At 68.3% G+C, this 22,589-nt stretch carries 24 protein-coding genes, 2 tRNA genes and 2 pseudogenes; 6 read left to right on the top strand and 22 right to left on the bottom strand.

Going from position 1 to position 22,589, the window contains the following annotated elements:
• Positions 1-25: 25 nt before the first annotated feature.
• Entirely contained in the window at positions 26-298 is a 273-nt protein-coding gene (locus tag ACX114_RS18875) for a hypothetical protein (protein WP_459299656.1), read from the bottom strand.
• A 65-nt stretch (positions 299-363) separates the two neighbouring features.
• A protein-coding gene (locus tag ACX114_RS18870) for an IS5 family transposase (protein WP_459299654.1) occupies positions 364-1,202 on the bottom strand; the annotation gives its coding sequence in 2 pieces (ribosomal slippage) (positions 364-848 and positions 848-1,202; 840 coding nt in all).
• A 9-nt stretch (positions 1,203-1,211) separates the two neighbouring features.
• Between ACX114_RS18870 and ACX114_RS18865 the strand changes: the two genes are divergently transcribed.
• The 5 genes and pseudogenes from ACX114_RS18865 to ACX114_RS18845 form a co-directional block, all read left to right on the top strand.
• Positions 1,212-2,072, top strand: coding sequence for a DNA primase family protein (locus ACX114_RS18865; protein WP_459299652.1), 861 nt, complete (start codon positions 1,212-1,214; stop codon positions 2,070-2,072).
• A 48-nt stretch (positions 2,073-2,120) separates the two neighbouring features.
• Positions 2,121-2,369: a helix-turn-helix domain-containing protein gene (locus tag ACX114_RS18860; RefSeq protein WP_459299650.1), complete on the top strand. Its 249-nt coding sequence runs from the start codon at positions 2,121-2,123 to the stop codon at positions 2,367-2,369.
• A 37-nt stretch (positions 2,370-2,406) separates the two neighbouring features.
• A complete protein-coding gene (locus ACX114_RS18855; RefSeq protein WP_459299648.1) occupies positions 2,407-2,967 on the top strand; it encodes a hypothetical protein in 561 nt (186 codons plus the stop codon).
• Positions 2,964-3,215: a hypothetical protein gene (locus ACX114_RS18850; RefSeq protein WP_459299646.1), complete on the top strand. Its 252-nt coding sequence runs from the start codon at positions 2,964-2,966 to the stop codon at positions 3,213-3,215. The genes ACX114_RS18855 and ACX114_RS18850 overlap by 4 nt, the downstream gene beginning before the upstream one ends.
• Positions 3,169-3,276 (top strand): annotated as a pseudogene (locus ACX114_RS18845) (hypothetical protein); the annotation flags it as partial. The gene ACX114_RS18850 and the pseudogene ACX114_RS18845, both read left to right, overlap by 47 nt.
• A gap of 250 nt (positions 3,277-3,526) precedes the next feature.
• Here ACX114_RS18845 and ACX114_RS18840 read toward each other — a convergent pair.
• The 14 genes from ACX114_RS18840 to ACX114_RS18775 form a co-directional block, all read right to left on the bottom strand.
• Positions 3,527-3,603 (bottom strand) — tRNA-Pro (locus tag ACX114_RS18840).
• 87 nt (positions 3,604-3,690) lie between these two features.
• Positions 3,691-4,077: an integration host factor subunit alpha gene (locus tag ACX114_RS18835; protein ID WP_014397244.1), complete on the bottom strand. Its 387-nt coding sequence runs from the start codon at positions 4,075-4,077 to the stop codon at positions 3,691-3,693.
• 94 nt (positions 4,078-4,171) lie between these two features.
• Positions 4,172-6,586 (bottom strand): phenylalanine--tRNA ligase subunit beta, encoded by a 2,415-nt coding sequence (gene pheT / locus ACX114_RS18830; RefSeq protein ID WP_459299644.1) that lies wholly within the window; start codon positions 6,584-6,586, stop codon positions 4,172-4,174.
• 34 nt (positions 6,587-6,620) lie between these two features.
• Complete coding sequence (gene pheS, locus ACX114_RS18825) at positions 6,621-7,670, bottom strand: phenylalanine--tRNA ligase subunit alpha (RefSeq protein ID WP_014397246.1); 1,050 nt, start codon at positions 7,668-7,670, stop codon at positions 6,621-6,623.
• A gap of 124 nt (positions 7,671-7,794) precedes the next feature.
• Positions 7,795-8,142: a 50S ribosomal protein L20 gene (gene rplT / locus ACX114_RS18820; protein WP_014397247.1), complete on the bottom strand. Its 348-nt coding sequence runs from the start codon at positions 8,140-8,142 to the stop codon at positions 7,795-7,797.
• 91 nt (positions 8,143-8,233) lie between these two features.
• Complete coding sequence (gene rpmI / locus ACX114_RS18815; protein WP_014397248.1) at positions 8,234-8,440, bottom strand: 50S ribosomal protein L35; 207 nt, start codon at positions 8,438-8,440, stop codon at positions 8,234-8,236.
• A 97-nt stretch (positions 8,441-8,537) separates the two neighbouring features.
• Positions 8,538-9,188, bottom strand: a complete 651-nt coding sequence (infC, locus tag ACX114_RS18810; RefSeq protein WP_459300201.1) for a translation initiation factor IF-3 — start codon at positions 9,186-9,188, stop codon at positions 8,538-8,540.
• Between the two features lie 101 nt (positions 9,189-9,289).
• Entirely contained in the window at positions 9,290-11,218 is a 1,929-nt protein-coding gene (thrS, locus tag ACX114_RS18805; RefSeq protein WP_459299641.1) for a threonine--tRNA ligase, read from the bottom strand.
• 88 nt (positions 11,219-11,306) lie between these two features.
• Positions 11,307-11,378: transfer RNA gene (locus ACX114_RS18800), tRNA-Val, on the bottom strand.
• An 83-nt stretch (positions 11,379-11,461) separates the two neighbouring features.
• Complete coding sequence (locus tag ACX114_RS18795) at positions 11,462-12,142, bottom strand: uracil-DNA glycosylase (RefSeq protein WP_120586341.1); 681 nt, start codon at positions 12,140-12,142, stop codon at positions 11,462-11,464.
• The gene (locus ACX114_RS18790) at positions 12,139-13,281 is read right to left on the bottom strand and encodes an AI-2E family transporter (protein WP_459300199.1); all 1,143 of its coding nucleotides are present in this window, start codon (positions 13,279-13,281) and stop codon (positions 12,139-12,141) included. The genes ACX114_RS18795 and ACX114_RS18790 overlap by 4 nt, the downstream gene beginning before the upstream one ends.
• 186 nt (positions 13,282-13,467) lie before the next feature.
• Positions 13,468-13,854: a hypothetical protein gene (locus ACX114_RS18785; RefSeq protein ID WP_459299638.1), complete on the bottom strand. Its 387-nt coding sequence runs from the start codon at positions 13,852-13,854 to the stop codon at positions 13,468-13,470.
• Positions 13,854-14,669 (bottom strand): LPP20 family lipoprotein, encoded by an 816-nt coding sequence (locus tag ACX114_RS18780; RefSeq protein ID WP_459299636.1) that lies wholly within the window; start codon positions 14,667-14,669, stop codon positions 13,854-13,856. Before ACX114_RS18780 ends, ACX114_RS18785 begins: the two co-directional genes overlap by 1 nt.
• A gap of 200 nt (positions 14,670-14,869) precedes the next feature.
• On the bottom strand, positions 14,870-15,202 hold the full coding sequence (locus tag ACX114_RS18775; protein WP_014397255.1) for a PilZ domain-containing protein: 333 nt from the start codon (positions 15,200-15,202) through the stop codon (positions 14,870-14,872).
• 240 nt (positions 15,203-15,442) lie between these two features.
• Here ACX114_RS18775 and ACX114_RS18770 point away from each other — a divergent pair, with 240 nt between their 5' ends.
• Positions 15,443-16,186: an FKBP-type peptidyl-prolyl cis-trans isomerase gene (locus tag ACX114_RS18770; RefSeq protein ID WP_459299634.1), complete on the top strand. Its 744-nt coding sequence runs from the start codon at positions 15,443-15,445 to the stop codon at positions 16,184-16,186.
• Positions 16,187-16,232: 46 nt separating this feature from the next.
• Here ACX114_RS18770 and ACX114_RS18765 read toward each other — a convergent pair whose 3' ends face one another.
• The 6 genes and pseudogenes from ACX114_RS18765 to uvsE all read right to left on the bottom strand — a co-directional run bounded on the left by ACX114_RS18765 (position 16,233) and on the right by uvsE (position 22,474).
• Positions 16,233-16,478, bottom strand: a complete 246-nt coding sequence (locus tag ACX114_RS18765; protein WP_459299632.1) for a hypothetical protein — start codon at positions 16,476-16,478, stop codon at positions 16,233-16,235.
• Positions 16,475-17,125 carry a hypothetical protein gene (locus tag ACX114_RS18760; protein ID WP_459299630.1) on the bottom strand — a complete coding sequence of 217 codons (651 nt, stop codon included), beginning with the start codon at positions 17,123-17,125 and terminating at the stop codon, positions 16,475-16,477. The genes ACX114_RS18765 and ACX114_RS18760 overlap by 4 nt, the downstream gene beginning before the upstream one ends.
• Positions 17,126-17,167: 42 nt before the next feature.
• Entirely contained in the window at positions 17,168-19,258 is a 2,091-nt protein-coding gene (locus ACX114_RS18755) for a hypothetical protein (protein WP_459299628.1), read from the bottom strand.
• 77 nt (positions 19,259-19,335) lie between these two features.
• Positions 19,336-19,539, bottom strand: a complete 204-nt coding sequence (locus ACX114_RS18750; RefSeq protein ID WP_014397260.1) for a cold-shock protein — start codon at positions 19,537-19,539, stop codon at positions 19,336-19,338.
• A gap of 119 nt (positions 19,540-19,658) precedes the next feature.
• A complete protein-coding gene (locus ACX114_RS18745; RefSeq protein WP_459299626.1) occupies positions 19,659-21,494 on the bottom strand; it encodes a M2 family metallopeptidase in 1,836 nt (611 codons plus the stop codon).
• 45 nt (positions 21,495-21,539) lie between these two features.
• Positions 21,540-22,474, bottom strand: a pseudogene (gene uvsE / locus ACX114_RS18740) (UV DNA damage repair endonuclease UvsE).
• Positions 22,475-22,589 lie beyond the last annotated feature (115 nt).

Here is a 22,589-nt window from a genome sequence, read left to right as displayed (position 1 = left end):
TAGGCTCCTCGGCAGCCACCCGGTACTACACCTCGCGTGTCTGGCACTCCTCGGCCTTGCGGGCCGCTCGCTCGCGCCGCATCCTCAGCGCCGCCTCGTCCCGCTCGGCCTTCGACTGCGCGCCCGCCGCATCCGCGCGCAGCTCGGCTGCCATCGTCGGAAGGCGCTCCGCCCTCTTGCTGAAGACGTGGCGCTCCAGCGCCGCCATCTTCCCCTCCAGCGAGGTCAGCCGCTCTTTGAACTCCTCGGCTTCTTCGCGCCAGGGGCAGTGATGGTCGAGGGGAAGGACACGGGGCACCCGTACGAAACAATGCGTCGGGTAGGCTCTTGGCCTGGCAACGTTTAGAGGGTGTTGTCGAACCCTCAAGCAGGAGCGAGTCGGCGCAGCAGGAGCGTCGTCATGGCCAGCCAGATGAAGGCCTCGCTGGAGGCGGTCTTCTGCTCGTAGTCTTTGCTGAGGCGGCGAAAGAGGTTGAGCCAGCCGAAGGTACGTTCCACGACCCAGCGGCGCCTCACCACCATGAGGCCACGAGGAAGCGGTGGCCGCTCAATTTCAGGAGGCAGGCCGTACCAACGCTGCCGCCCCTCGTTGGGGCGACGGACGACGGCCACCTCCCAGCCGAACTTCTCCTCTAGCCAGCACTTGGCTTGGCCCGCATAGCCCGAGTCCACCGAAAGCTTCCGCATACGCGGGAAGTCTTCCTTGGATTTGCCGCCCAGAAGCAACTGCGCACCGTCCCTGTCCTGGACATTCGCTGGATGGACGAGCAGCGCGTGAACGAGGCCTTCGGTATCCACCAACAGGTGACGCTTACGGCCCTTCACCTTCTTGCCACCGTCATACCCGACGGGCCCCCCTTTTCCGTCGTCTTCACGGTCTGACTGTCCAGTACGCCAGCACTGGGATAGGCGTCGCGTCCTGACCGGTGGCGTGTTTCCGCGCGCAAGGCCGCGTGGATGCGCTCCATGAGCCCGGCGTCATGCCAGCGTCGGAAGCAGCTGTACACCGTGTCCCACGGCGGAAAGTCGTGCGGCAACATCCTCCAGGAGATGGCTCCACGCGTGACGTACAAGAGGGCATCGAGAATGCGCCGACGTGGGTGTAGAGGCGGCCGACCGCCTCGTCGGTAGAAGTCCTCCAGCAACGGCTCAACCAGCCGCCACTGCGCGTCCGTGAGGTCCGATGAGTAGCTCTTCTCCATCTCCTCACGGTGCTCACCGCGCCGAGGTTCGACAACACCCTCTTAGAGGGAAGTGAGAGCCTCATCCGCTACGTCCAGCGTGCCATCGGCTACACACCGACGGGGCTCACCGTGGAGCAGGTGCTCTTCCTTCTCTATGGAGATGGCGCCAATGGAAAGAGCACCTTCCTCAACGTCCTGCGCTCGATGTTGGGCGACTACGCCATGGTGGCACCCGCGAGCACCTTGATGGTGCGAGACGCGAAGAGCCCCACCAATGACATCGCCCGGCTACGCGGAGCCCGCTTCGTCATGGCCGTGGAGACAGACGGAGACAAACGGCTGGCCGAGGTCGTGGCGAAGTCGCTGACAGGAGGAAACGCAGTGGCCGTGTGCTACCTCTACAAGGAGCACTTAAAATTTGTCCCCAACTTCACGATCTTCCTGGCGACCAACTACAAGCCCCGAATCCAGGGCAGCGACGAAGGCATCTGGCGGCGCGTCAAGCTCATCCCCTTCAACAAGCGCATCCCCGAAGAGAGGCGGGACAAGACGCTGGAAAATCGCCTGAGAGCGGAACTGCCCGGCATCCTGGCGTGGGCAGTGCGGGGATGTCTGCAGTGGCAACGAGAGGGGCTCGGGGAACCAACAGAAGTACGTGAAGCAACCCTGGCGTATCGGGAGGAGATGGATCCGCTCGGTGGATTCCTCATGCATTGCTGCGAGCGAGTCTCGAATGGACGAGTGGCTGTGCAAGCCGTCTACGAGCGATACCGGCAGTTCTGCCAAGCAGCCGGTGAGCCACCTCTCTCAATGAAGGCCTTCAACAACCACCTGCGCGAGAGGGGATTCAACGCCATCCGCGCTGGCGCCAACGGGAGCACGGTTTGAGTGGGCCTCGTGCTGAAGCCGTAGTTCCCCAAGAGGAAGGAGGATTTCATGAAGATTTCCGAGCAAGGGAAAGAAGAGGAACCCGTGACCAATGAAGGGATGTGGGACGTCGACGACGTGAAGCGCTTCTTCAAGGCCTCTCGCTCTTGGGTGTACTTGCAGGCGCAGACAGGCCGGCTCCCGTGCGTGAAGATTGGCGGACTGCTGCGCTTCGAGCCAGCAGCCATCCGGGCGTTCATCAAGGGCGAGGGCGCCAGCAACCGGAAGGTGGTGCCCTTCTCCTCCAGCAATAAGTAGCTGGACCTTACAGGTTGTACGTAAGAGAAACTACCCAATGGGCTCCATCTACAAGAAGAATGACAAGTGGTACGTCCGCTTCAAGGACGGCCACGGCCGGTGGCGAGACACCGCCACCCAGGCCACGACGAAGACCGAGGCGAGGTCCCTTCTGCACGACCTGGAGGTTCAGGCCGACCGTCAGCGGCGCGGCCTGGAGCCCCTGCCCGAGCACCGCAAGCAGGCCACTTTCGGGGAGGCCCTGGACGCGTGGAAGACCAAGGTGGGCAGTCGGCTCCGCTCCACCATCATCGGCTTCGGTGAGAAGCACCTGCGCGATGAACTGGGACCTCTGCCTCTCAAGGACGTCACGCCGTCGCGCCTGGAGGTGCTGCTCAACGCGAAGACCGGAGAGCTGTCTCCCGAGTCCCTCAACCACCTGCGCGCCCTCCTCCACCGCATTTTCGAGCTCGCGCTGCGGCGCGGGCTCTTCACCGGCCTCAATCCCGCCAATTCCGTGTGGTGGCCCAGTCGCACGCGAGCGACACGACGAAGGGCGGCCACGCGGACTTTCTTCCCATCGCCGAGGGACTGGTGCCCTTCCTGCGCGAGGCCATGACCACCTCCACCTCGGAGCTGCTCTTTCCCGCCGAGGACGGCTCACAGCGCCCGCCGGACTCCGCGTTGCACAAGGTGCTGCGCCGGGCCCTGGGACGCGCGGGGCTGGTGGAGGGCGACAACCACGTCTGCCGGCGCAATGGCTGCGGCTACGCGGTGAAGAAGAGTCACGCAGCACTTGAGCCCCTGCCCCCGCTGCGGCATGAAGCTCTGGCCCCGGGCGCTCCCTCGCCCGCTGCGCCTCCATGACCTGCGGCACACGACCGCCACTCTGCTGCTCAAGGCGGGCGTCCCGCTGGCCACCGTGCAGCGCATCCTCCGCCACTCGGACCCGGCCATCACCTCGAAGATCTACGGCCACCTCGACGTGGAGGACATGCGCAAGGGCCCCAACCCGCTCGCGTTCGGGCCCGCAGTTCCGGGCTTCTCACTGAGGCGCTGCATGCTGCTGAGACCCAACCCTCTCCGCTTGCTGCTAGTTTGCTGCTGGAGTCCAGGAGCCCAAAAGGTGAAGGCCCTGGAGTCACCGGCTTGCACCGGAAACTCCAGGGCCTTCATTTTGGTCGGGGCGACAGGATTTGAACCTGCGACCACTTGCACCCCAAGCAAGTGCGCTACCAGGCTGCGCTACGCCCCGAGAACCGCCGTCGTGAAACGGTGCTGCCTTATGCCCTCGCCGCTTTCTTGGGTCAAGCGCGAGGTGACGGGCACCGGTGAAAAAAACCTACTCGTCGCCCTCTTCCATTCCCTCGTCGAAGTCCTCGCCCCGGGCTTCCGCCGCGTCCGCCGCCGCCTCTTCCTGCGCGTCGATCTCCGCGTGGTTTTCCGGGGGTGCCTCGCCGTTCAGGGCACTCTTCAACACCTGGCTCGGCCGGAAGGTCAGGACCCGGCGGGCGCTGATCTCGATCTCCTTGCCCGTCTGCGGGTTGCGGCCCACGCGCGCCTTCTTCTGGCGCACCTGGAAGTTTCCGAACCCGGAGATCTTGATCTTGTCCCCGCGCTCCAACGTCTCCTTCACGGTGTCGAAGACGAGCTCGACGATCTCCGCCGACTCCTTCTTGGAGAAGCCGACCTTCTCGTAGACCCCCTCGATGATGTCCGCTTTCGTCATGCGAGTCCTCTGGCACCCGTGATTGGCCGGTGAACGCGGGGCATGGTGTCAGCCTTCCCCGAACCGTGTCAACGTCCTGACTTCATTCAGGAATTCAGGCGCGCAGCGCCGCTCCCAGCCGCTGGTTCACCTCGGTGATGATGCGCTGGTGGGCCGCCGTGACCTCCGCGTCGGTCAGCGTCCGCTCGGGCGAGCGGTACCTCAAGGCGTACGCCAGGTTCTTCTTCCCCTCGGGGATGGGCTTGCCCGTGTAGACGTCGAACACCAGCGCGTCCTCCACCAGCGGGGCCCCCACCTCCAGGATGACCCGGCGCACCTCCTCGTTGCGCAGCTCCAGCGGCACCACCACCGCCAGGTCGCGCAGCACCGCCGGGTACTTCGGCAGCGCCGCCGCCTGCGGCACCAGCCGCGCCACCGCGTACAGCGGATCCGTGTCCAGCTCGAACACAAACACGCCCTCCGGCAGGCCCAGCGCCTTCGCCACGCGCGGGTGCACCTCACCCACCAGGCCCAGCACCGTCCCGTCCTTCAGCGCCACCTGCGCGCAGCTGCGCGGGTGGTACGCGGGCGCCTCCGCCGGGGTGAAGGCCGCGCCCTCCACGTGCAGGGCGTGCAGCAGCGCCTCCACCGCCCCCTTCGCGTCGTAGAAGTCCACGCGCGAGTCCTTCTGCGTCCAGCTCCGGCCACCGCCCCGCAGGCCCCACACCAGGCCCGCCACGCGCGGCACCTCGCGAGCCGCCGGGCGCATGCCCTGCCCGCCCTGCGCGTCCCGGAAGTACGCCCGGCCCGTCTCGTACAGGCCCACCGACTCCACCTGGTGGCGCACGCTGCGCGACAGGTTCTCCAGCAGGCCCGGCAAGAGGCTCGTGCGCATCACCGACTGCTCGACGCTCAGCGGGTTCATCAGCGCGATGGGCGCTTCCTTCCCGCCCAGCACCTCCAGCGACTTCGGTGCCACGAACGAGTAGTTCACCACCTCGGACAGCCCTACGCCGCCCAGCGCGTGGCGCAACCGGCGCTCGGCCTCCATGGACAGCGGCTCCGGCGCCAGCGTCTCCAGCCCTCGCGGCAGCCGCGCCGGGATGTTGTCGTAGCCGTACACGCGGGCGACCTCCTCCATCAGGTCCTCCTCGCGCTCCACGTCCACGCGCGCCCGGGGCACCTCGTACGTCGTCTGCCCCTGGGCCTCCTCCACGGACTTGAAGCCCAGCGCCGTCAGGATGCGCCGGACCTCCGCCTCCGGCACCGCCACGCCCAGCACCTTCTCCACCCGCGCGTAGCGCAGCGTCGCCCGGCGCGGCGCCAGGGGCTCCGGCTGCACGTCCACCCGGCCCGGCGCCACCGTGCCACCCGACAGCTCCGCGATGAGCTGCGCGGCCCGGTCCAACGCCGGCAGCACCGCGTCCAGGTCCGCCCCGCGCTCGAAGCGGTGCGACGCCTCCGTGTGCAGCGCGTAGCGCTTCGCGGACCGGCGCACGCCGGAGCCGTGGAAGTGCGCGGACTCGATGACGATGCGCTTCGTGCCCTGCGTCACCTCGCTGTCTCCGCCGCCCATCACGCCCGCCAGCGCCTGGGCGCGGTCGCGGTCCGCGATGACCAGGTCGTCCGCGTCCAGCGTGCGCTCCTTGTCATCCAGCGTGCGCAGCTTCTCGCCCGGCTTCGCGGTGCGGACGACGATCTCCTGGCCCGCCACCTTCTCCAGGTCGAACGCGTGCAGCGGCTGGCCGTACTCCAGGAGCACATAGTTGGTGACGTCCACCACGTTGTTGATGGCGCGCACGCCGCATGCCTTCAGCCGGTCCTGCATCCACTGCGGCGACGGCTGGACGGTGATGCCTTCCACCACCCGCGCCGCGTAGCGCGAGCAGCGCTCCTTCGCGTCGATGCGCACCTTCACCAGCTCCGCCACGACCTTGCCGGACTCGGCGGGCTTCGGCTGGGGCGGCTTCAGCTGCGCGCCCGTCACCACGCCCACCTCGCGCGCGATGCCCAGGTGGCTCAACGCATCCGGCCGGTTCGGGGTGACGTTCACCTCCAGCACGGAGTCATCCAGCCCCAGGGCCTCCGCGATGGGGATGCCCAGCTTCGTGTCCGCGGGGAGGATGAGCAGGCCGGACGAGTCCTCCGTGATGCCCAGCTCCTTCGCGGAGCAGAGCATGCCGAAGCTGTCCACGCCTCGCAGCGCGGCCTGCTTGATCTCCATGCCGTTGGGCAGCTTCGCGCCCACCGTGGCCAGCGGCACCTTGTCGCCGACCTTGAAGTTCTTCGCGCCGCACACCACCTGGAACAGCGCGGAGCCGCCGATGTCCACCTGCGTGACGGACAGCTTGTCCGCGTTGGGGTGCTGCACCGACTCGCGGATCTGCGCCACCACCACGCCGCGCAGGTCCTCGCCGGGGCGCTCCACGCCTTCAATCTCCAGGCCCGCCGCGGTCAGCTTGCGCGCCAGCTCGTCCACGGACGGCGGCAGCGCGACGTAATCACCCAGCCACTTCACTGAAATCTTCACGGGATTGTCCTCTTCTTCTGGCTGGAAGCTGGAATCAGAACTGCGCGAGGAAGCGCGCGTCGTTCTCGAACATCATCCGCAGGTCGTCGATGCCGTAGCGCAGCATGGCCAGGCGCTCCACGCCCATGCCGAACGCGTAGCCCGTCACCTCCTTCGGGTCGTAGCCCGCGGCGGTGAAGACGTTCGGGTGCACCATGCCGCTGCCCAGCACCTCCAGCCAGCCGGTCTGCTTGCACACGCGGCAGCCCTTGCCGCCGCACGACGCGCAGGTGACGTCCACCTCCGCGGAGGGCTCCGTGAAGGGGAAGAACGACGGGCGGAAGCGCGTGCGCGTCTCCGAGCCGAAGAACGCCTTCACGAACGCGTCCAGCGTGCCCTTCAGCTCCGCGAAGCTCACGTCCTTGTCCACGAGCAGGCCTTCCACCTGGTGGAACATGGGCGTGTGCGTGATGTCCGAGTCCCGCCGGTACACCCGGCCCGGCATCACCGCGCGGATGGGCGGCTTGCGCGACAGCATGTGCCGCACCTGCACCGGCGACGTGTGCGTGCGCAGCAGCGACGGGCTATCCGCCTTCTTCGCGTGGCCCAGGCTGGGCTCGTCCACGTAGAACGTGTCCTGCATGTCCCGCGCGGGGTGGTCCTTGGGCAGGTTCAGCGCCTCGAAGTTGAAGTAGTCGAGCTCGATCTCCGGCCCGACGGCCACCTCGAACCCGAGCCGCGCGAACGTCCGGACGATGTCCTCCAGCGTGCGCGACACCGGGTGCCGTCCGCCGGGCAGCACCGCGCGCCCGGGCAGCGTCACGTCCAGCTTGGGGCCCTTCAGCTGGGCCTCCAGCGCGGCCTCTTCCGCCCGCTTCGTGGCGTCCGCCAGGAGCTGCTCCAGCTCCGCCTTCACGGTGTTGGCGATCTCGCCCAACGCGCGCCGCTCGTCCGGGGGCAGCTTGCCCATGCCGCCCAGCACCGCGGACAGCTCGCCCTTCTTGCCCAGATAGCGGATGCGCAACGCCTCCACCTGCGAGGGCTCCGACACGCCGGAGATCTCCTGGCGCGCCGCGTCCGCCAACGCCTGCAACCGGTCTCGCATGGTCCTCTTCCCGCCTTCCATTCACGCCCCGGAACGCCTGTGGCGCCGGGCAAAAAAAAGGGCCGCCCCCTGGTGGAGGCAGCCCGTTTCAGCTTCGGGAGCCGGCGTTACCGCCGGCCGTGTCTCAGGCTGCCTTCGCGATGTTGGCGATGGCGGCAAAGCCCGCGGGGTCCGCGATGGCCAGATCCGACAGGACCTTGCGGTCCAGGGAGATCTTCGCCTTCGCCAGGCCGGCGATCAGCTTCGAGTAGGACAGGCCCACCGTGCGAGCGGCCGCGTTGATGCGGACGATCCACAGGGAGCGGAAGTTGCGCTTGCGCACCGCGCGGTCGCGGGTGGCGTAGTCCAGGGCGCGCTCGACGGCCTGGTTCGCACGGCGGTAGCAGTTCTTGCGACGGCCGCGGAAGCCCTTCGCAAGCTTGAGAATGCGATTACGACGACGACGAGCCTTGAATCCCTTTTTGACGCGCATGACACACTCCTGACTTCTGGAAGGGAGCCCCGGGGCGCTGGCCTCACGCCGCTCCGCCAGGACTCACGATTGGTTCAAACCCGAGGACGACTCAGGCGCCGTAGGGGAACAGCTCCTTGATGACCTTCTTCGCGTCCATGTCGCGCAGGTGGCCCGTGCCACGGTTGCCGCGCTTCTGCTTGGGCGTCTTGGAGAAGGTGAACAGGTGCTTGCTGAACGCCTTGCCGAACTTCACCTGGCCGCTCTTCTTCACGTGGAAGCGCTTCTTCGCGGCACTGCGGGTCTTCAACTTGGGCATGATCCCAAACCTTCCTTCTGCCTGTCGGCCGGCAGTCTTCGTGACTGACGGCGGACCGGGACACACGGTTCCCGGACGCTTTGGGCGGAAGCCTCTATCACTCTTTTGCCGCGACGGGGGCAGGATTTCCTACAGCCGACGCTGAAACGACCGCTGCGGCAACCGCCGGCCTGCCTTCCTGCTTCTTTCCGGCCGCCTCCACCTGCTGACGGGCCAGCTCGCGGGCACGCTGAGCCACCTTCGGGTTGGGGGCCAGGATCATGAACATCTGGCGCCCTTCCATCCGGGGGTTCTGCTCCACGACCGCGATTTCCTTCAGGTCCTTCACCACGTCGTCCAGGATCGCACTCCCCAGCTCCTTGTGGGTGATTTCACGACCCCGGAACTGGATGGTGATCTTCGCCTTGTTCCCCTCCTCCAGGAACCGGCGCGTGTTGCGGACCTTGAACTCGTAGTCGTGCTCCTCCGTCTTGGGACGGAGCTTCACCTCTTTCAGGTGGACCACGACCTGCTTCTTCTTCGTTTCCGAGGCCTTCTTCTTCTCCTCGTACTTGAACTTGCCGTAGTCCATGATCTTGCAGACCGGCGGCTTGGCCATGGGGGAGATCTCGACGAGGTCGAGACCGTCCGCCTGGGCGCGCGCCAGGGCTGCTTCGAGGGACATGACTCCGAGCTGCTCGGCGTTGGGCCCGACGACGCGGACCTCCCGGGCTCGGATACGGCGATTGGTTCTCTGATCGCGAACGATGGGAGGACCCTCCGACGGCTCGGGGGATGAGGGCGTGCCTCAATCCCCGGAAGTCGCGCAAGTAGTCCAGCCCGGACGGGGAGTCAAGTCCCCTACACAGCTCAGGGCAGTGTGGCTTCCTTGGCCAGCAGGGCCTCGAAGTCCGCGTACTTCATCGTCTTCAGGTCCTCGCCGCCGTACCGGCGGGGGGCCACGGCGCCGGCCTCGACCTCGTTGTCACCCACCACCAGGGTGAAGGGGACCTTCTGCATCTGGGCTTCGCGGATCTTCGCGTTGAGCGTCATGCCGCGCTCGTCCAGCTCCACGCGGAAGCCCTTGGCGCGCAGGTCGTCACGCACCTTGCGGGCGTAGTCCAGCTGACGGTCCGCCACGGTGACGATGGTGGCCTGCACCGGAGCCAGCCACGCCGGGAAGGCGCCGGCGAAGTGCTCGATGAGGATGGCGGTGAAGCGCTCGAAGGAGCCGAAGATGGCACGGTGGAGGACCACCGGGCGGTGCTCGGCGTTGTCCTCGCCCACGTAGGTGAGGTCGAAGCGCTCCGGGGCCAGGTAGTCCAGCTGCATGGTGCCCAACTGCCACTTGCGGCCGATGCTGTCGGAGACGGCGAAGTCGATCTTCGGGCCGTAGAAGGCGCCGTCACCGGGGGCCAGCTCGTACGCCAGGCCCAGCGACTCCAGCGCCGCCTTGAGGCCGCCCTCCGCGCGATCCCAGAGGGAGTCGTCGCCCAGGCGCTGCTCGGGGCGCGTGGACAGCTTCACCGCGTAGGTGAGGCCCACCGCCTTGTAGACGCGGTCCAGCAACTGCACGAAGCGCCGCACCTCGTCGGTGATCTGGCTCTCCATGCAGTAGATGTGCGCGTCGTCCTGCGCGAACTGGCGCACGCGGGTGAGGCCGCCCAGGGAGCCCGCCGCCTCGTTGCGGTGGAGCACGTCCTGGGTGTGCAGGCGCAGCGGCAGGTCGCGGTAGCTGTGCTTCTTGAAGCCGTAGAACAGGTGGTGCGACGGGCAGTTCATCGGCTTGAGGGAGAAGTCGTGCTCGCCGGACTCGCTGTCGAGCACCAGGAACATGTTCTCCTTGTACTTGCCCCAGTGCCCGCTCGTCTCCCAGAGGCCCTTGTTGAACATCAGGGGCGTCTTGATCTCCACGTAGCCGTCACCGGCCGTGAGCGAGCGCATCCAGTCCGACAGCGTCTGGTAGAGCGCGGTGCCCTTGGGCGTCCAGAAGGCGGCGCCCGGCGAGTACGGGTGGAAGTGGAAGAGGTCCAGCTCCTTGCCCAGCTTGCGGTGGTCGCGCTTGCGGGCCTCTTCGATGCGCGTGAGGTAGGCGTCCAGGGCCTTCTTGTCGAAGAAGGCCGTGCCGTACACGCGCTGGAGCATGGGGTTGCGGTGGTCGCCGCGCCAGTACGCGCCGCTGGAGGAGAGGATCTTGATGACGCCGATCTTCCCCGTGCTGGGCGCGTGGGGCCCCAGGCAGAAGTCCACCCAGTCGCCGTGGGTGTAGAGCGTGAGCGTCTTGGCGCCCTTGGCGGCGATGTCCTTGACGATCTCCACCTTGAACTTCTCGCCCTTCTCCTCGAAGAGCTTGATGGCGTCCTCCATGGAGATCTCGGTGCGGACGAACGGCGCGTCCTGCTTGAGTTCCGCGTTGGCGGCCGCTTCGATCTTCTCCAGCTCCTCCGGCGTGAAGGGCTTCTCGCGGAAGAAGTCGTAATAGAACCCTTCTTCCGTCGCGGGACCGATGGTCACCTGCGTGCCGGGGAACAGCTTCTGCACGGCGCTGGCCACCACGTGCGCGGCGTCGTGGCGGATGAGGTCCAGGCCTTCCGGGCTCTTGGACGTGAAGATCTGCAGCTTCGCGTCCTCGTCGAGCGTGCGGGCCAGGTCCATGTCCTGGCCGTTGACCCGGGCGAACAGGGCCGCCTTCGCGAGCCCCACGCCGATGCTGCCCTTCACGAAGTCCGCGATGGTCGTGCCCCGGGCGGTCTGCTTCTGGCTGCCGTCGGGGAGCGTCACCGTGATGGATTCGGACATGGCGGATAAACCCCTGCTCTGGAAAAAACCGCGGGCGGCAGGCTTTTGAGAAAGCCTGCCGCCCGCGAGATGGATCACTTACTGATGATGGGTCGTAGTGGGATCGAACCACTGACCCCTACCGTGTCAAGGTAGTGCTCTACCGCTGAGCTAACGACCCGTCGTGCGGATGGGCGCGGGGAATAACAGCGGGCTCCCGCACCTGTCAAGGAACATGAGCATGGGCCCTGATCTTCCCCATGCTCACGTCTCCAACAACGCGCGGACGCGTTTCATCACCGCGTCGAACATGGCGGGGGTGAGCCTCCCCGTCTGGGTGTTCTGCTGGCTGACGTGGTAGCTGCCCACGAGCCACCGGCCGTCCGGCAGCCGGAACTCGGCGCCATGGCCGAAGGCGGGACGGGGCGTGGGAAGCGGACCGCCCGTGCGGGCGGCGGACGCCAGCGCGGCGTTCCACCCGATGGCTCCCAGGGCGAGCAGCACCCGTCCGGGCAAGAGCGCCATCTCCCGGTCCAGGAACGGCGCGCAGCGGGCCAGCTCCTCTGGCAGCGGCTTGTTGTCCGGCGGCGCGCACCGGCCAGCGGCGACGATGAAGGCGTCCGTCAGCTTCAGCCCGTCGTCCCGGTGCTCGCTGTGCCCCTGGTTGGCGAAGCCCGCGCGCTGGAGGCCTGCGTAGAGGAAGTCGCCGGAGCGGTCCCCGGTGAACATCCGCCCCGTGCGGTTGGCTCCGTGCGCGGCGGGCGCCAGACCCACGATGATCAGCCGGGCCTTCGGGTCGCCGAAGCCGGGGACGGGCTTCCCCCAGTAGTCCCAGTCGCGGTAGGCGCGCCGCTTTACTCGGGCCACCTCCTCGCGCCACGCCACCAGCCGGGGGCAGGCCCGGCACGCGATGATCTCCTGGTGCAGCTTCTCCAGCTTCGTCACGGCGCCTGCACGCTCCCCTTGTAGAGCTGCGTGCGGCGGTAGCGCTGGAGGACCACGCTCAGGACGACCTTCAGGATGGCGCTCGCCGGGACGGCCAGGAGGATGCCCACGAAGCCGAACAGCTCACCGAACGCGAGCACGGCGATGATGACCGCCACGGGGGCCAGGCCCACCTTCTCCCCCACGACGCGCGGGGTGATGACGAAGCCCTCGGCCAGCTGCCCGACGATGAAGGTCGCCGCCACCACCGCCAGCTGCCACGGCCCCTGCCAGGACAGCAGGACGCCCAGCACGGCCAGCACCACGCCGATGCCCGTGCCCAGGTAGGGCACCATGTTGCCGAAGCCGGCGATGAGGCCAATGGCGATGGCCAGGTCGATGCGCGCCATGGACAGCCCCACCGCGTAGAGCACCGACAGGATGGCGCCCACGGTGAGCTGGCCCTGCACGAAGGCGGACAGCACCTCGTCCACCTCGCGGAAGCGCTGGGTCACCAGCGCCACGGAGCGCCGCGGGAGCAGGTCCTGGATGCGCCCCATGAGGCGCGGGTAGTCCTGGAGGAAGAAGAACGCCAGCACCGGCACCACCGACAGGCCCAGCAGCGTGGCCGCGAAACGCGCGGTGTTCCCGGCGAAGCTCGCCACCAGCCGCGCCGCCGTGGGGCCCGCGCTCTGGAGCAGCTCGGAGGCCTTCTCTCCCAGCTCCGCGGTGCGCTGGCTCACCAGGTCCGGCAGCGACACGCCGAGGAGAGACTCCACCTGCGGCACCACCTGGGTGCTGGCGCGCTGGAAGAAGCCGGGCAGCTTCGCCGCCTCGTCGCGGAACACCGGCACCAGGTACAGGCCCGCGCCCACCATCAGCAGCGTGCCCGCGAAGAAGAGGATGGACGTGCCCCAGGTGCGGTCCAGGCCGCGCTTCTCCAGGAGCGTCACCAGCGGGTTGAACGCGTACGCGCCCGTCAGCGCCAGCAGCACCGGCACCGCCACCCCGCCGAACACGGACAGGAGCGCGAACACCAGCGCCAGCGAGCCCACCATCACGCCGGACCAGATGAAGTCGACCCGGCGGGCCTCCGCCTCGTCCAGCGCCGAGGGATCGCCAGGCGGGGGCACGGGCTCCGGGTGCACGACGTGCAGCACCGGGGACACTTCCGGGGTCGCGATGGGCTGGGGCACCACCTTCACCGCGCGCTCACTGCCTCTCTTGCGACGTCCGATGACCGCCTCCTGTCCCCGCCCATCCTACGGCGTCTTCGGCCCCTGATTGCGGTCCTTGAGCGGTCGCCCGCCTCCTCGCGATGCAGGGGGCCAGCCCTGGTGGGCTTCTCAGGGAGGAGCGCTGCCTTCGGGCGCCAGGGGCCGGAGCTTCACCTTCAGCGTCATCCGCGCGCCATTGGGCTGGTAGTAGGTCGTGTAGGGGTAGAACCCGCGCTTCTTCACCTCCACCTGGTGGAAGCCCGAGTCCCCCATCCGCAGGCTCCGGGACACCCCGGCGAAGTCGCTGCACGTCCCCTGCTCCACCCCGTCCAGCAGGATCTGCGCGTCCGAGGGCTCGCACCGGAGCACCAGGTCGCCGCGCTTGGCGGCGTTGGACGCCATCAACTGCTCCGCGCGGGCCACCGTCGCGGGCTGCTCCTGCTTCGCCGCGCAACCGGCCAGCAGCATCGCCGCCCACGCGAGCACGGCCGTCGTCCGGAGGGAGCCCGCGGACATCACTGCGTGACGATGACGACCCGGCCCTCGGCCAGGAAGCGGGTGTTCGCCTCGGTGAGCGCGCGGATGCCTTCGGCGCTCAGGACCAGGTCGGAGCCCTGGAGCTGCGCGGCCTTCACCACCAGCGGCTTGTCACCCACGCGCGAGGCCTTCCGGGCCGCGTCCAGGCTGTTGAACCAGGCCGCGACACCCGCGGTGCCGCGCGCCTCTTCCGTGAGCACCGTCGCGCCGTAGAGCGCCTTGCCCGTTCCGTCCACCAACCGGGGGGCAAGCACCGGCTTCACGTCCAGCCCTCGCGCGTCCACCACGAGCCCGGTGTACTTCGCCGCGCCCTCGGCGTTGAGCACGATGGCCGGATCCTGCGCGGGCGTCAGCGCCGCGCTGAGCGCCGCGAGCGGCACCTCCACGTCCATCTCCACGCCACTGTCGGAGAAGTAGCGCGTGGCCACGACCTTGTAGCCGCGGATGGCGCCCTCGACGCGGTTCTTCACGTCGTCGCGCGCCAGCTCGTCGCCCACCGTGCGGCCCGCGTTCACCTGGATGCTCCGGGCCTGCTCCAGCAGGTTGCGGAACGCGTCCTGCTTCGCGGCACGCTCGGCACCCAGGCGCGCCTGACCCGGATTCGCGGCCTTGAGGTCCGGGGCTCCGGCGCCCGTGGCGCGCAGGACCTGGCCCTCCCAGTTGATGCCCGGATTGCCCACGCCGCGCGCGGGTTCAGCGGCGGGCGTGGCGGGTGCGGCGACCTTCGCGTCCTTGCCCTGGCCCAGCGCCGTCAGCGGCACGACCAGCAACAATCCCCACAGCGAACGCCTCACGGAGCACTCCTCCCGTTGTCGCCGCGAAACGTCGGCGAGCGCACAGGGAACCTCTCCGGTCATTCAAGGGGGTCACTTCGCGCGAAGTCAAGGCGACCCGGAGACAGTCGGATCCGCCTGATGAACCCGGCGCGGGGTACCGCGAACCGCCGGTGGCACCGCGAAATCGCGGTGACGCACGCGGAGGGTAACGCCTCGTGTCAGTTGCCTTCGGTGTGACGGTCGACGTAGGCGTCGATCATCTTGCGGTGCCGCTCGGTGAGCAGCGTGAAGCGCACGCCGGACTGCTCCTTGCGGCCCAGGTCCTTCCACTCGCGTACGACTTCACCCTCGGCGTAGATGATCTCCTCGGAGCCGGGGAGCTGGAACTGGAGGCCCACGCGGCGCGCGTCGTGCTGGGGCTCGATGAGGCGCGAGAGGCTGACGCCCTCCTGGCTGATGTCCGCGGCCCGGGTCATGTACGGCACGCCGCCCATGTACTTGTTGAGGTAGATGTCCAGGGGCGCCCGATTGGCCTTCCGCTTCTCGCTCATTGGCTCATGACCTCCAGCTGGTGCAACAGGCTGCTGCGGGGGTGCAGCGACCTGAAGGCACAGTACGTTCAGACGTCATGCGCGCAAGAAAACGGCGCCCTTCCCGACCTCCAGGCAGGCCTGCGTGCGCCGTGGTTTTCCGCTCGCTGGATTCTTCGCGTTGGCCTGTGCGCGAGGATGGCCGACCCACGGCGCATGAGCGGCGCTATGGTCCCCCTCATGCTCGTGAAAGGCGGAAGCATGCGTATGCAGTGGAAGGCGGCCCTGGTCCTGATGCTCGGTGCTCCGGGCCTCACCCTGGCCCAGGCCCCGACGAAGAGCTCCAAGCCGGCCGCCGCGCCCCAGGCCGCCACGAAGGCCGCCCCCACCCAGGCGCCCGTGGAGCTCCAGACGGATGATCAGAAGACCATCTATTCGCTCGGCGTCTCGCTGGGCCAGAGCGTGACGGCGCTCGCCCTCACTCCCGAGGAGCTGGCGCTGCTCCAGCGCGGCATCCAGGACGCGGTCGCCGGCACTCCGACTGCCGTGGATCCGAAGGAGTACGGCCCGAAGATCCAGACGCTCGCCAAGGCGCGCATGGCCCAGGTCAACGTCGCCACGTTGGATCGCGCGTCCAAGGAGCCCGGGGCCACGCGGCTGCCCTCCGGCGTCATCTTCCGCGAGCTCAAGGCCGGCACCGGCAAGTCGCCCCGCGCCATCGACACCGTGAAGGTGCACTACCAGGGCACCCTGGTGGACGGCTCGGAGTTCGACAGCTCCTACAAGCGCGGCATGGCGGTGGAGTTCCCGCTCAACGGCGTCATCCCCTGCTGGACGCAGGGCGTGCAGAAGATGAAGGTCGGCGGCAAGGCGAAGCTCACCTGCCCCGCGAGCACCGCGTACGGAGAGCGCCCGCCCACGGGTTCGCGCATCCCGCCCAACGCCGTGCTCACCTTCGAGGTGGAGCTGGTGGACATCCCCGGCAACACCGCCGCCACGCCGTAGCCTCCATGCGACGGGGACCCGCACGCGGCGGGTCCCCGCGAAGGCGTCACCGCACGGGTACCTTCACGGACCGGCCGCCAAAGGGCGGGTTGGCCATGATGGCCTGGGCCAGGCGGTCCGCGAAGGCACGTCCCTCCCTCTGGAAGGACTCCGTCTCCTCCGCGTTCAGGCGCACGCGCACCTCGAACTGGACGAAGCCGCCCACCACGACCTCGATGGACAGCGCCCCGTCCCGGCCGCGCAGCACGCGGTACAGGAGCGGGCTCTGGAGGAGGACCTCCTCGTCGCTCACGGGATCTCCGCCACCTGCGTGTCCGCCACCGGCGCGTTGATGACCATCACCTCCGGCGCGCCGCCGGACGTGTAGCCACCGAACTTGAAGCAGTCGGTGTCCTCCGGCGTCTGGCACTTCCACACGCCGGGGTCCGCCTCCACCGGCAGGCGCGTGCAGACCTTCTGCGCGCCCAGGTCCAGCGTCATCATTCGCAGCGGGCCCTCGAAGTTCTTCGCCGGCAGGCCCAGCGCCTGGCCCAGCACCGCGGGGTCGTGCGTGCCGTCCGCCGTCTTCGACTTCTCCACCGCGCCGTGGATGGCCGCCGACGGCGCCGCGAACAGGTAGCAGGCCGTGTCGTTGCAGCGGCCAAAGTTCTTCGCGCCCGTCTGCACCACGAACTTCTGGTACGCGCTGTCCGTCATCAGCCACGACACCTTGCGGTCCGGGAAGTTCTTGGCGATGTGCTGATCAATCCCGTAGGGGCTGGCCATCGCGTCCGCCTCCTTGGAGATGGCCTTCTGCGTGTCGTCGCAGAAGTCCACCAGCGACGCGGTCGCGGGGGTCGGCTCGGTCGTGTCCGGGGTCTTCGTGCCGCCCTTCGTCGTGGCACAGCCCACCATCGTCGACAGGGAACCCAGCACCAGCGCACGAGAGATGAAATTCAAGGTCAATCCTCCAGAAGAGTTAAATGGGGAATGCCCGAACTATCACAGCGCGGCTTCGGTGGCGCGCAACAAAGCGTCCGCGCTGACGGGGGCGCCGGTGGCGTGGCGCATCCATTCATCCGGGGTGACGGAGCCGAAGGTGGCCATGCGCTCGAACTCAGCGCCCAGCGGGCCGTGCTGCTTCAGGTGCTCCTCAATCTGGAAGGCGATGAGGTGCCCGAGCGGGTAATCCGGCAGGTACAGCGGGTAGCTGATCATGTGGCTGTAGATGCCCAGCACCGGGCTGTCCTTCCGGCCCAGCACCGGCGCGTAGTAGCGGTTCCACACGTCGCGCGACAGGCCGGCCACCGCGTCGCGCAGCTGGGCGGGCGTGGCGTCCGGGTGTTCGTACATCCAGTGCCACGTGGCCATGTCCACCAGCGCCACGCCGGCGATCTCCCACGCCTGCCAGAAGTCGTTGAGCACCCGCTCGCGCTCGCTGGCCGCGTCCGGCTGGCCCAGGCCCAGGAGCTCCAGGTCGCGAGCCTGGAAGACGAAGGCCAGCGCCTCCGTGAAGGCGTTGTTCGGGACGCCGGACAGGAGCGTGTGGTCCACCTGGTACAGGCTGAAGACCTGCTCCACGTTGTGCCCCAGCTCGTGCACCGCGATGTTGTAGCCCTTGTAGTCCATGCCCCCCTTCTCCACGCGCGTGCGCAGGCGGGGGAAGTCGCCCCGGCGCAGCGCCTGCTGGGCATGGCCCGCGCCACGGGAGGCGTCCACGCGGATGTATGAGGCGAGCACGTCCGCCTTCTCCCGCGTGAAGCCCAGCCCCTGGAGGATGCGCGGGATGTCGCGCGCGAAGGCGTCCGCCGTGGGGTAGCGCTTGCGCGTCAGCGCGTCCAGCTGCGCCTCCGGCACCTTCGAACCCGGACGGAAGCCCGGGTACCACAGGTCCTGCGGCTCCAGCGGGCGGCCCAGGCGCGTCTCAATCAGCTTCGCCACGCGCGGCACCAGCGGGGACTCCAAGAGCTGGGTGAGCAGCGTGCGCACGCGCTCCTCCGGCAGGCCCCGGTCCAGTTCGAACGCCCGGGCGATGCGCGTGGGGGCCACCGGCGAATACGGGTCCACCTTCCGCGATGCGTTGAACGTGGCGAGCAGCCGCGCGTAGCGCGTGTCCGGCTCCGGCGCGGTGTCCGCCTTCGCGGCGCGCTGGGGCGCGTTCGCCTCCACCGTCTCCGGCGGCGCCACCGTGACCTTGTTGGTGAACGGATCCCAGTCCACGCGCGGGTTGTCGATGACGGCGGCGGGGATGGTCTGCGTGACGATGCGCTCCATCACCTGGACGATCATCCGCTGCTTCGCCAGGCCCCGCGGGTCCGTGTAGTCCGCCTTCAATTCGTCGCGCAGGTTCCAGTGGCTGATGAGGCGCAGCCCCTGGGGGAAGAGCCGCTGGCCCTTCGCGTCCACCAGGTGGTGCATCCAGACGTTGTATTCGGCGATGTAGAGGTTCGCGTCCGCGATGGCCTGCGACACCTTCTGCTCCACCGCCGCGGGCACGCGCCGGTTGAAGCGCGACCCAAGCTTCGCCTCCGCCCACTGGCGCCGCGTCCACGACGGGCCCTCTTTCACGCGCTCGGCCAGCGTGGTGAGCGGGAAGTTGAGCAGGACGACGAAGCCCGGCTTCGCGCTGAACAGGTCCGACGTGACGTTGGAGGACGGGTCATACGCCGCGAGCAGCGGCTCCACCGGCAACAGCGGCCCCAGGTCCAGGTCCGTGAACCACTGGAGCTCGCGGCCCAGCTCGTTCATGTGGCCGTCGAACTGTTCGAACAGCCCTTCGAAGCGCGTGAACGTCGCGTCCAGTTGGGGGCCCGTGGGCAGGAACTGCTCGCGCGCGAAGGCCGCCAGGTCCCCGTCCTCCGGGCGCCAGAGCGCGGCCACCTGATCCACGCCGCGCTCGATGCGGGCGCGCTGCGCCTCGCCGTGCTGCTTCACCAGTTCCTGCTTGAGCGCGGCCAGTGAGGCCTTCGACACGGGGGCTGACGGCGCGGACGCGGCGGCGGTGTCCGGCGGCGTGGAGGGGGTGGAGGGCGACGTCGTGGCGCACCCGAGGGCGGCCATCAGGGGAAGCAAGCGCAGGCGGAAGGCGGACATGCGGGCTCCGGAAAATACAGAAGGCCCGACCCGGAAGAGAGTCGGACCTCCTTGGGTGAATCAGGAAACGGTCAGGCTCAGGCGGCGCGAACGTTCTGCGCCTGCAGGCCCTTGGGGCCCTTGGTGACTTCGAACTCCACCTTCTGGCCCTCGGCCAGGGTGCGGAAGCCGTCCATGTTGATGGCGGTGTGGTGGCAGAACACGTCCTCGCCGCCGCCATCCTGCGTGATGAAGCCGAAGCCCTTCGCGTCGTTGAACCACTTCACGGTACCAGTCGCCATTTGCTGTTCTTCTTTCATCGCGGACAGGAAGAGTCGCCGTCCGGTCCTACAGAGTTCAACCCTACAAGACGGGCGCAGCCTAAGCGCCCGTCCGTGGGGAAGTCCACTCCCTGCTCACCTCACCAACCGCACTTCTGGCCCTTGTTCTGCTCCTGGAGCCAGCGGCGCAACGGGGCGAAGTACTCCAGCATCGGCGTGGCATCCATCTGGCGCGTGCCGGTCATCGCCGACAGCGCGTCCGGCCACGGCTTGCTCGCGCCCATCTCCAGCATGGCCTGCAGGCGCGCGCCCGCGGCCTTGTTGCCGTAGATGGAGCACTCGTTGAGGGGGCCCTTGATGCCGGCCGCCTCGCACAGCGCCTTGTGGAACTGGAACTGGAGGATCCGCGCGAGGAAGTAGCGCGTGTACGGCACGTTGGCGGGCACGTGGTACTTGGCGCCCGCGTCGAAGTCCTGCTCCGTGCGCGCCACCGGCGCGGCGATGCCCTGGTACTTCGTGCGCATCGCCCACCAGCTCTTGTTGTAGTCCGCCGGCTTCACCTTCCCGCTGAACACGTCCCAGCGCCACTGATCCACCAGCAGGCCGAAGGGCAGGAAGGCCACCTTCTCCAGCGCGTCCTTCAGCTGGAGGTTGATGACGTTCTTGTCGTTCTTCTCCACCGCGTTGAGCAGGCCCGCCTGCTGGAGGTAGGCCGGGGTGATGGAGAGCGTGAGCGCGTCGCCAATGGCCTCGTGGAAGCCGTCGTTGGCGCCGGCCTGAAAGAGGACGGGGAGCTTGTAGTAGTACGTGTAGTAGTAGTCGTGGCCCAGCTCGTGGTGGATGGTGACCAGGTCCTCCTCGGTGGGCTTGATGCACATCTTGATGCGCAGGTCGTTGTCGTACGTCACGTCCCAGGCGGACGCGTGGCAGACGACGTCGCGGTCCTTCGGCTTGGTGAACTGCGAGCGCTCCCAGAAGGTCTGCGGCAGCGGCTTGAGGCCCAGCGAGGTGAAGAACTTCTCACCCAGCTTGACCATCTTCTGCGCGTCGTAGCCCTGCTTCACCAGCGCGCTGTCCACGTCCAGGCTGGCCTGGCCGGGGAACGGCTCCACCAGCGGGTAGATGTTGTTCCACTCCTGCGCCCACATGTTGCCCAAGAGGTGCGCGGGGATGGGCTTGCCGGCGGGCACCGCAGCCTCGCCATACTGCTTCGCGAGCCGGCCGCGCACGTAGCAGTGCAGCTCGTCGTACATGGGCTTGACCTGGCCCCAGAGCCGCTGCGCCTCCTTCTCGAACTCCGCCGGGGTCATGTCGTAGGACGACCGCCACAGCGTGCCCAGGTCGTTGAAGCCGATGTCCTTCGCGCCCGAGTTGGAGAGGTTCACCAGCTGCGTGTAGAGCGGGCGCATGGGGCGGCTGATGGCGTGCCAGCCGGTCCACGCGTCCAGCAGCGCGTTCGCGTCGCGGCTCTCCGCCATGACGTCGGACAGCTCCTCCAGGTCGCGGCACTTCCCCTTGCCGTCCTTGCCGCAGTACTTGCCCTTGCCATAGAGGCCCTCCAGCTTCGCGGCGGTGGCGGCCAGCTCCGCGCGCTGCTTGGGGTCGGCCGGGGCGGGCAGCGTCTGGGACACGCGCAGCAGGTGCAGCATGCGCGCGGTGTCCGCGTCCAGCTTCAGCCCGTCGAAGCGGCGCGAGTCCTTGATGGCGTTGTTGACGTAGGCCATCACCTCTTCGTTGACGGAGGCGGCGTTCCGCTCCGTGTCGTCGGTGATGTACGTGCTCTTGATCCACTCGGCGGTGGCCTGGCGGGTCCAGAGCTGCTTGAGGTCCGCGTTGAGCTTCTCGGCGAACTGCTTCGCCTCCGCGGGCGTGGCCTTCGCGGCTGGAGCGGGCGTCGTCTGCGCGCTGGCGGCGGGCGCCGCGAGCGACAGGGCGGCCAGGGCCGCGCGCATCAAGGACTGGGGAGTGCGGGTCATGGGCGCGGACACTATGGGAAGTGCCCTGCCCTCGCACCCGCGAAGTCACGGGGCCCGCGCGCCCTGTCCCTTGGGTGGACGTTGCGACATGGCTTCCCGACGCAGTGCGAAAACCGCGCGGTCCTTCTCCTTCGCCTCCAGCATGAAGTCCGCGGGCCCGTCGAGCGCGGCCACCATGGCGCGGAAGTCCGCCGTGTCGATGAAATCCGAGTGCGCGCCGGGCCGCCCGTCCGCCTTCTGTGACGCCAGGTGGAATTTGGGCCGCAGGTCCAGTGCGCGCCAGGTGGCGGACGCTTCGCGCACCAGCTCCTCCACGGACATGGGTGGCTCCGACGGCAGCACCGCGTTGTGCAGGTTGTCCCCCACCATGGGTACGCCGTGTTCGCGGGCCAGCGGCAGCACCTCGCGAGCGGTCCAGACCTTGTCATCGTGCTCGATGGTGAGCCGCTGACGCAGGTCCTCCGGCATCGTGTCCAGCATCCGGTGCGCGGCATCCAACGCTTCCGGGCGGCTGGGGGCGGCGCCGCCCACGTGGATGACGACGCGGCACTCAGGCCCCGCTTCCAACAGGTCCAACACGCGCGCGCTGTAGCGCAGCTCCGCGATGGCGGCGTCGCGCACGCGTTCATGGCGCGAGGACAGCGACGCGCCGGCCGGAGAGGGATGCAGTGACAGCCGCTGCTGGGACTGGCGCGCGAGGCGGCCAGCGTGGCGAAGGTCCCCGCGAAGGTCTTCCACCACGGCAGCGTGTTCACCGGGTGCGAACCGAACGGGATGAGCGACGAACCGATGCGGAACAGGTGGATGCCGTGCTCCGCGTTGAAGCGCAGCAACTGCTCCAGTTCCTCCAGATTCTGCGCGGCGAGCGCCTCCAGGCGCTGCGGCTTCGCCGTGGCGAGACGGCAGGTGTGGCTGGCGCTCACGCCCAGCGTCAGGGATTGGGCCACGTAGCCCAGCCGATAGGTCAAAAGGCCTTCCATGCCTGCAAAGGTCGCCACGCTCGCGTCGCGTGACTGGACTGGGGGGTTGTCCGGAGGGCAACCAGCCTCGACGGGCGCGCCCTGCCGTGCCGCTACAGGCAGTGACAGCTTTCCT

The sequence above is a fragment of the Corallococcus sp. M7 genome (assembly GCF_054512695.1).
The sequence above is the reverse complement of the archived record's forward strand: the minus strand, read 5'-3'. Positions and strand labels throughout refer to the sequence as shown.

Coding starts and splice junctions, on each gene's coding strand:
- pheS (WP_014397246.1), bottom strand. CDS start 7,670: ATGCGAGACCGGTTGCAGGCGTTGGCGGACGCGGCGCGCCAGGAGATC.
- ACX114_RS18785 (WP_459299638.1), bottom strand. CDS start 13,854: ATGTCCGCGGGCTCCCTCCGGACGACGGCCGTGCTCGCGTGGGCGGCG.
- thrS (WP_459299641.1), bottom strand. CDS start 11,218: ATGTCCGAATCCATCACGGTGACGCTCCCCGACGGCAGCCAGAAGCAG.
- rplT (WP_014397247.1), bottom strand. CDS start 8,142: ATGCGCGTCAAAAAGGGATTCAAGGCTCGTCGTCGTCGTAATCGCATT.
- ACX114_RS18835 (WP_014397244.1), bottom strand. CDS start 4,077: ATGACGAAAGCGGACATCATCGAGGGGGTCTACGAGAAGGTCGGCTTC.
- ACX114_RS18855 (WP_459299648.1), top strand. CDS start 2,407: ATGGGCTCCATCTACAAGAAGAATGACAAGTGGTACGTCCGCTTCAAG.
- rpmI (WP_014397248.1), bottom strand. CDS start 8,440: ATGCCCAAGTTGAAGACCCGCAGTGCCGCGAAGAAGCGCTTCCACGTG.
- ACX114_RS18775 (WP_014397255.1), bottom strand. CDS start 15,202: ATGAGCGAGAAGCGGAAGGCCAATCGGGCGCCCCTGGACATCTACCTC.
- ACX114_RS18755 (WP_459299628.1), bottom strand. CDS start 19,258: ATGTCCGCCTTCCGCCTGCGCTTGCTTCCCCTGATGGCCGCCCTCGGG.
- ACX114_RS18860 (WP_459299650.1), top strand. CDS start 2,121: ATGAAGATTTCCGAGCAAGGGAAAGAAGAGGAACCCGTGACCAATGAA.
- ACX114_RS18770 (WP_459299634.1), top strand. CDS start 15,443: ATGCGTATGCAGTGGAAGGCGGCCCTGGTCCTGATGCTCGGTGCTCCG.
- ACX114_RS18750 (WP_014397260.1), bottom strand. CDS start 19,539: ATGGCGACTGGTACCGTGAAGTGGTTCAACGACGCGAAGGGCTTCGGC.
- ACX114_RS18745 (WP_459299626.1), bottom strand. CDS start 21,494: ATGACCCGCACTCCCCAGTCCTTGATGCGCGCGGCCCTGGCCGCCCTG.
- ACX114_RS18850 (WP_459299646.1), top strand. CDS start 2,964: ATGACCACCTCCACCTCGGAGCTGCTCTTTCCCGCCGAGGACGGCTCA.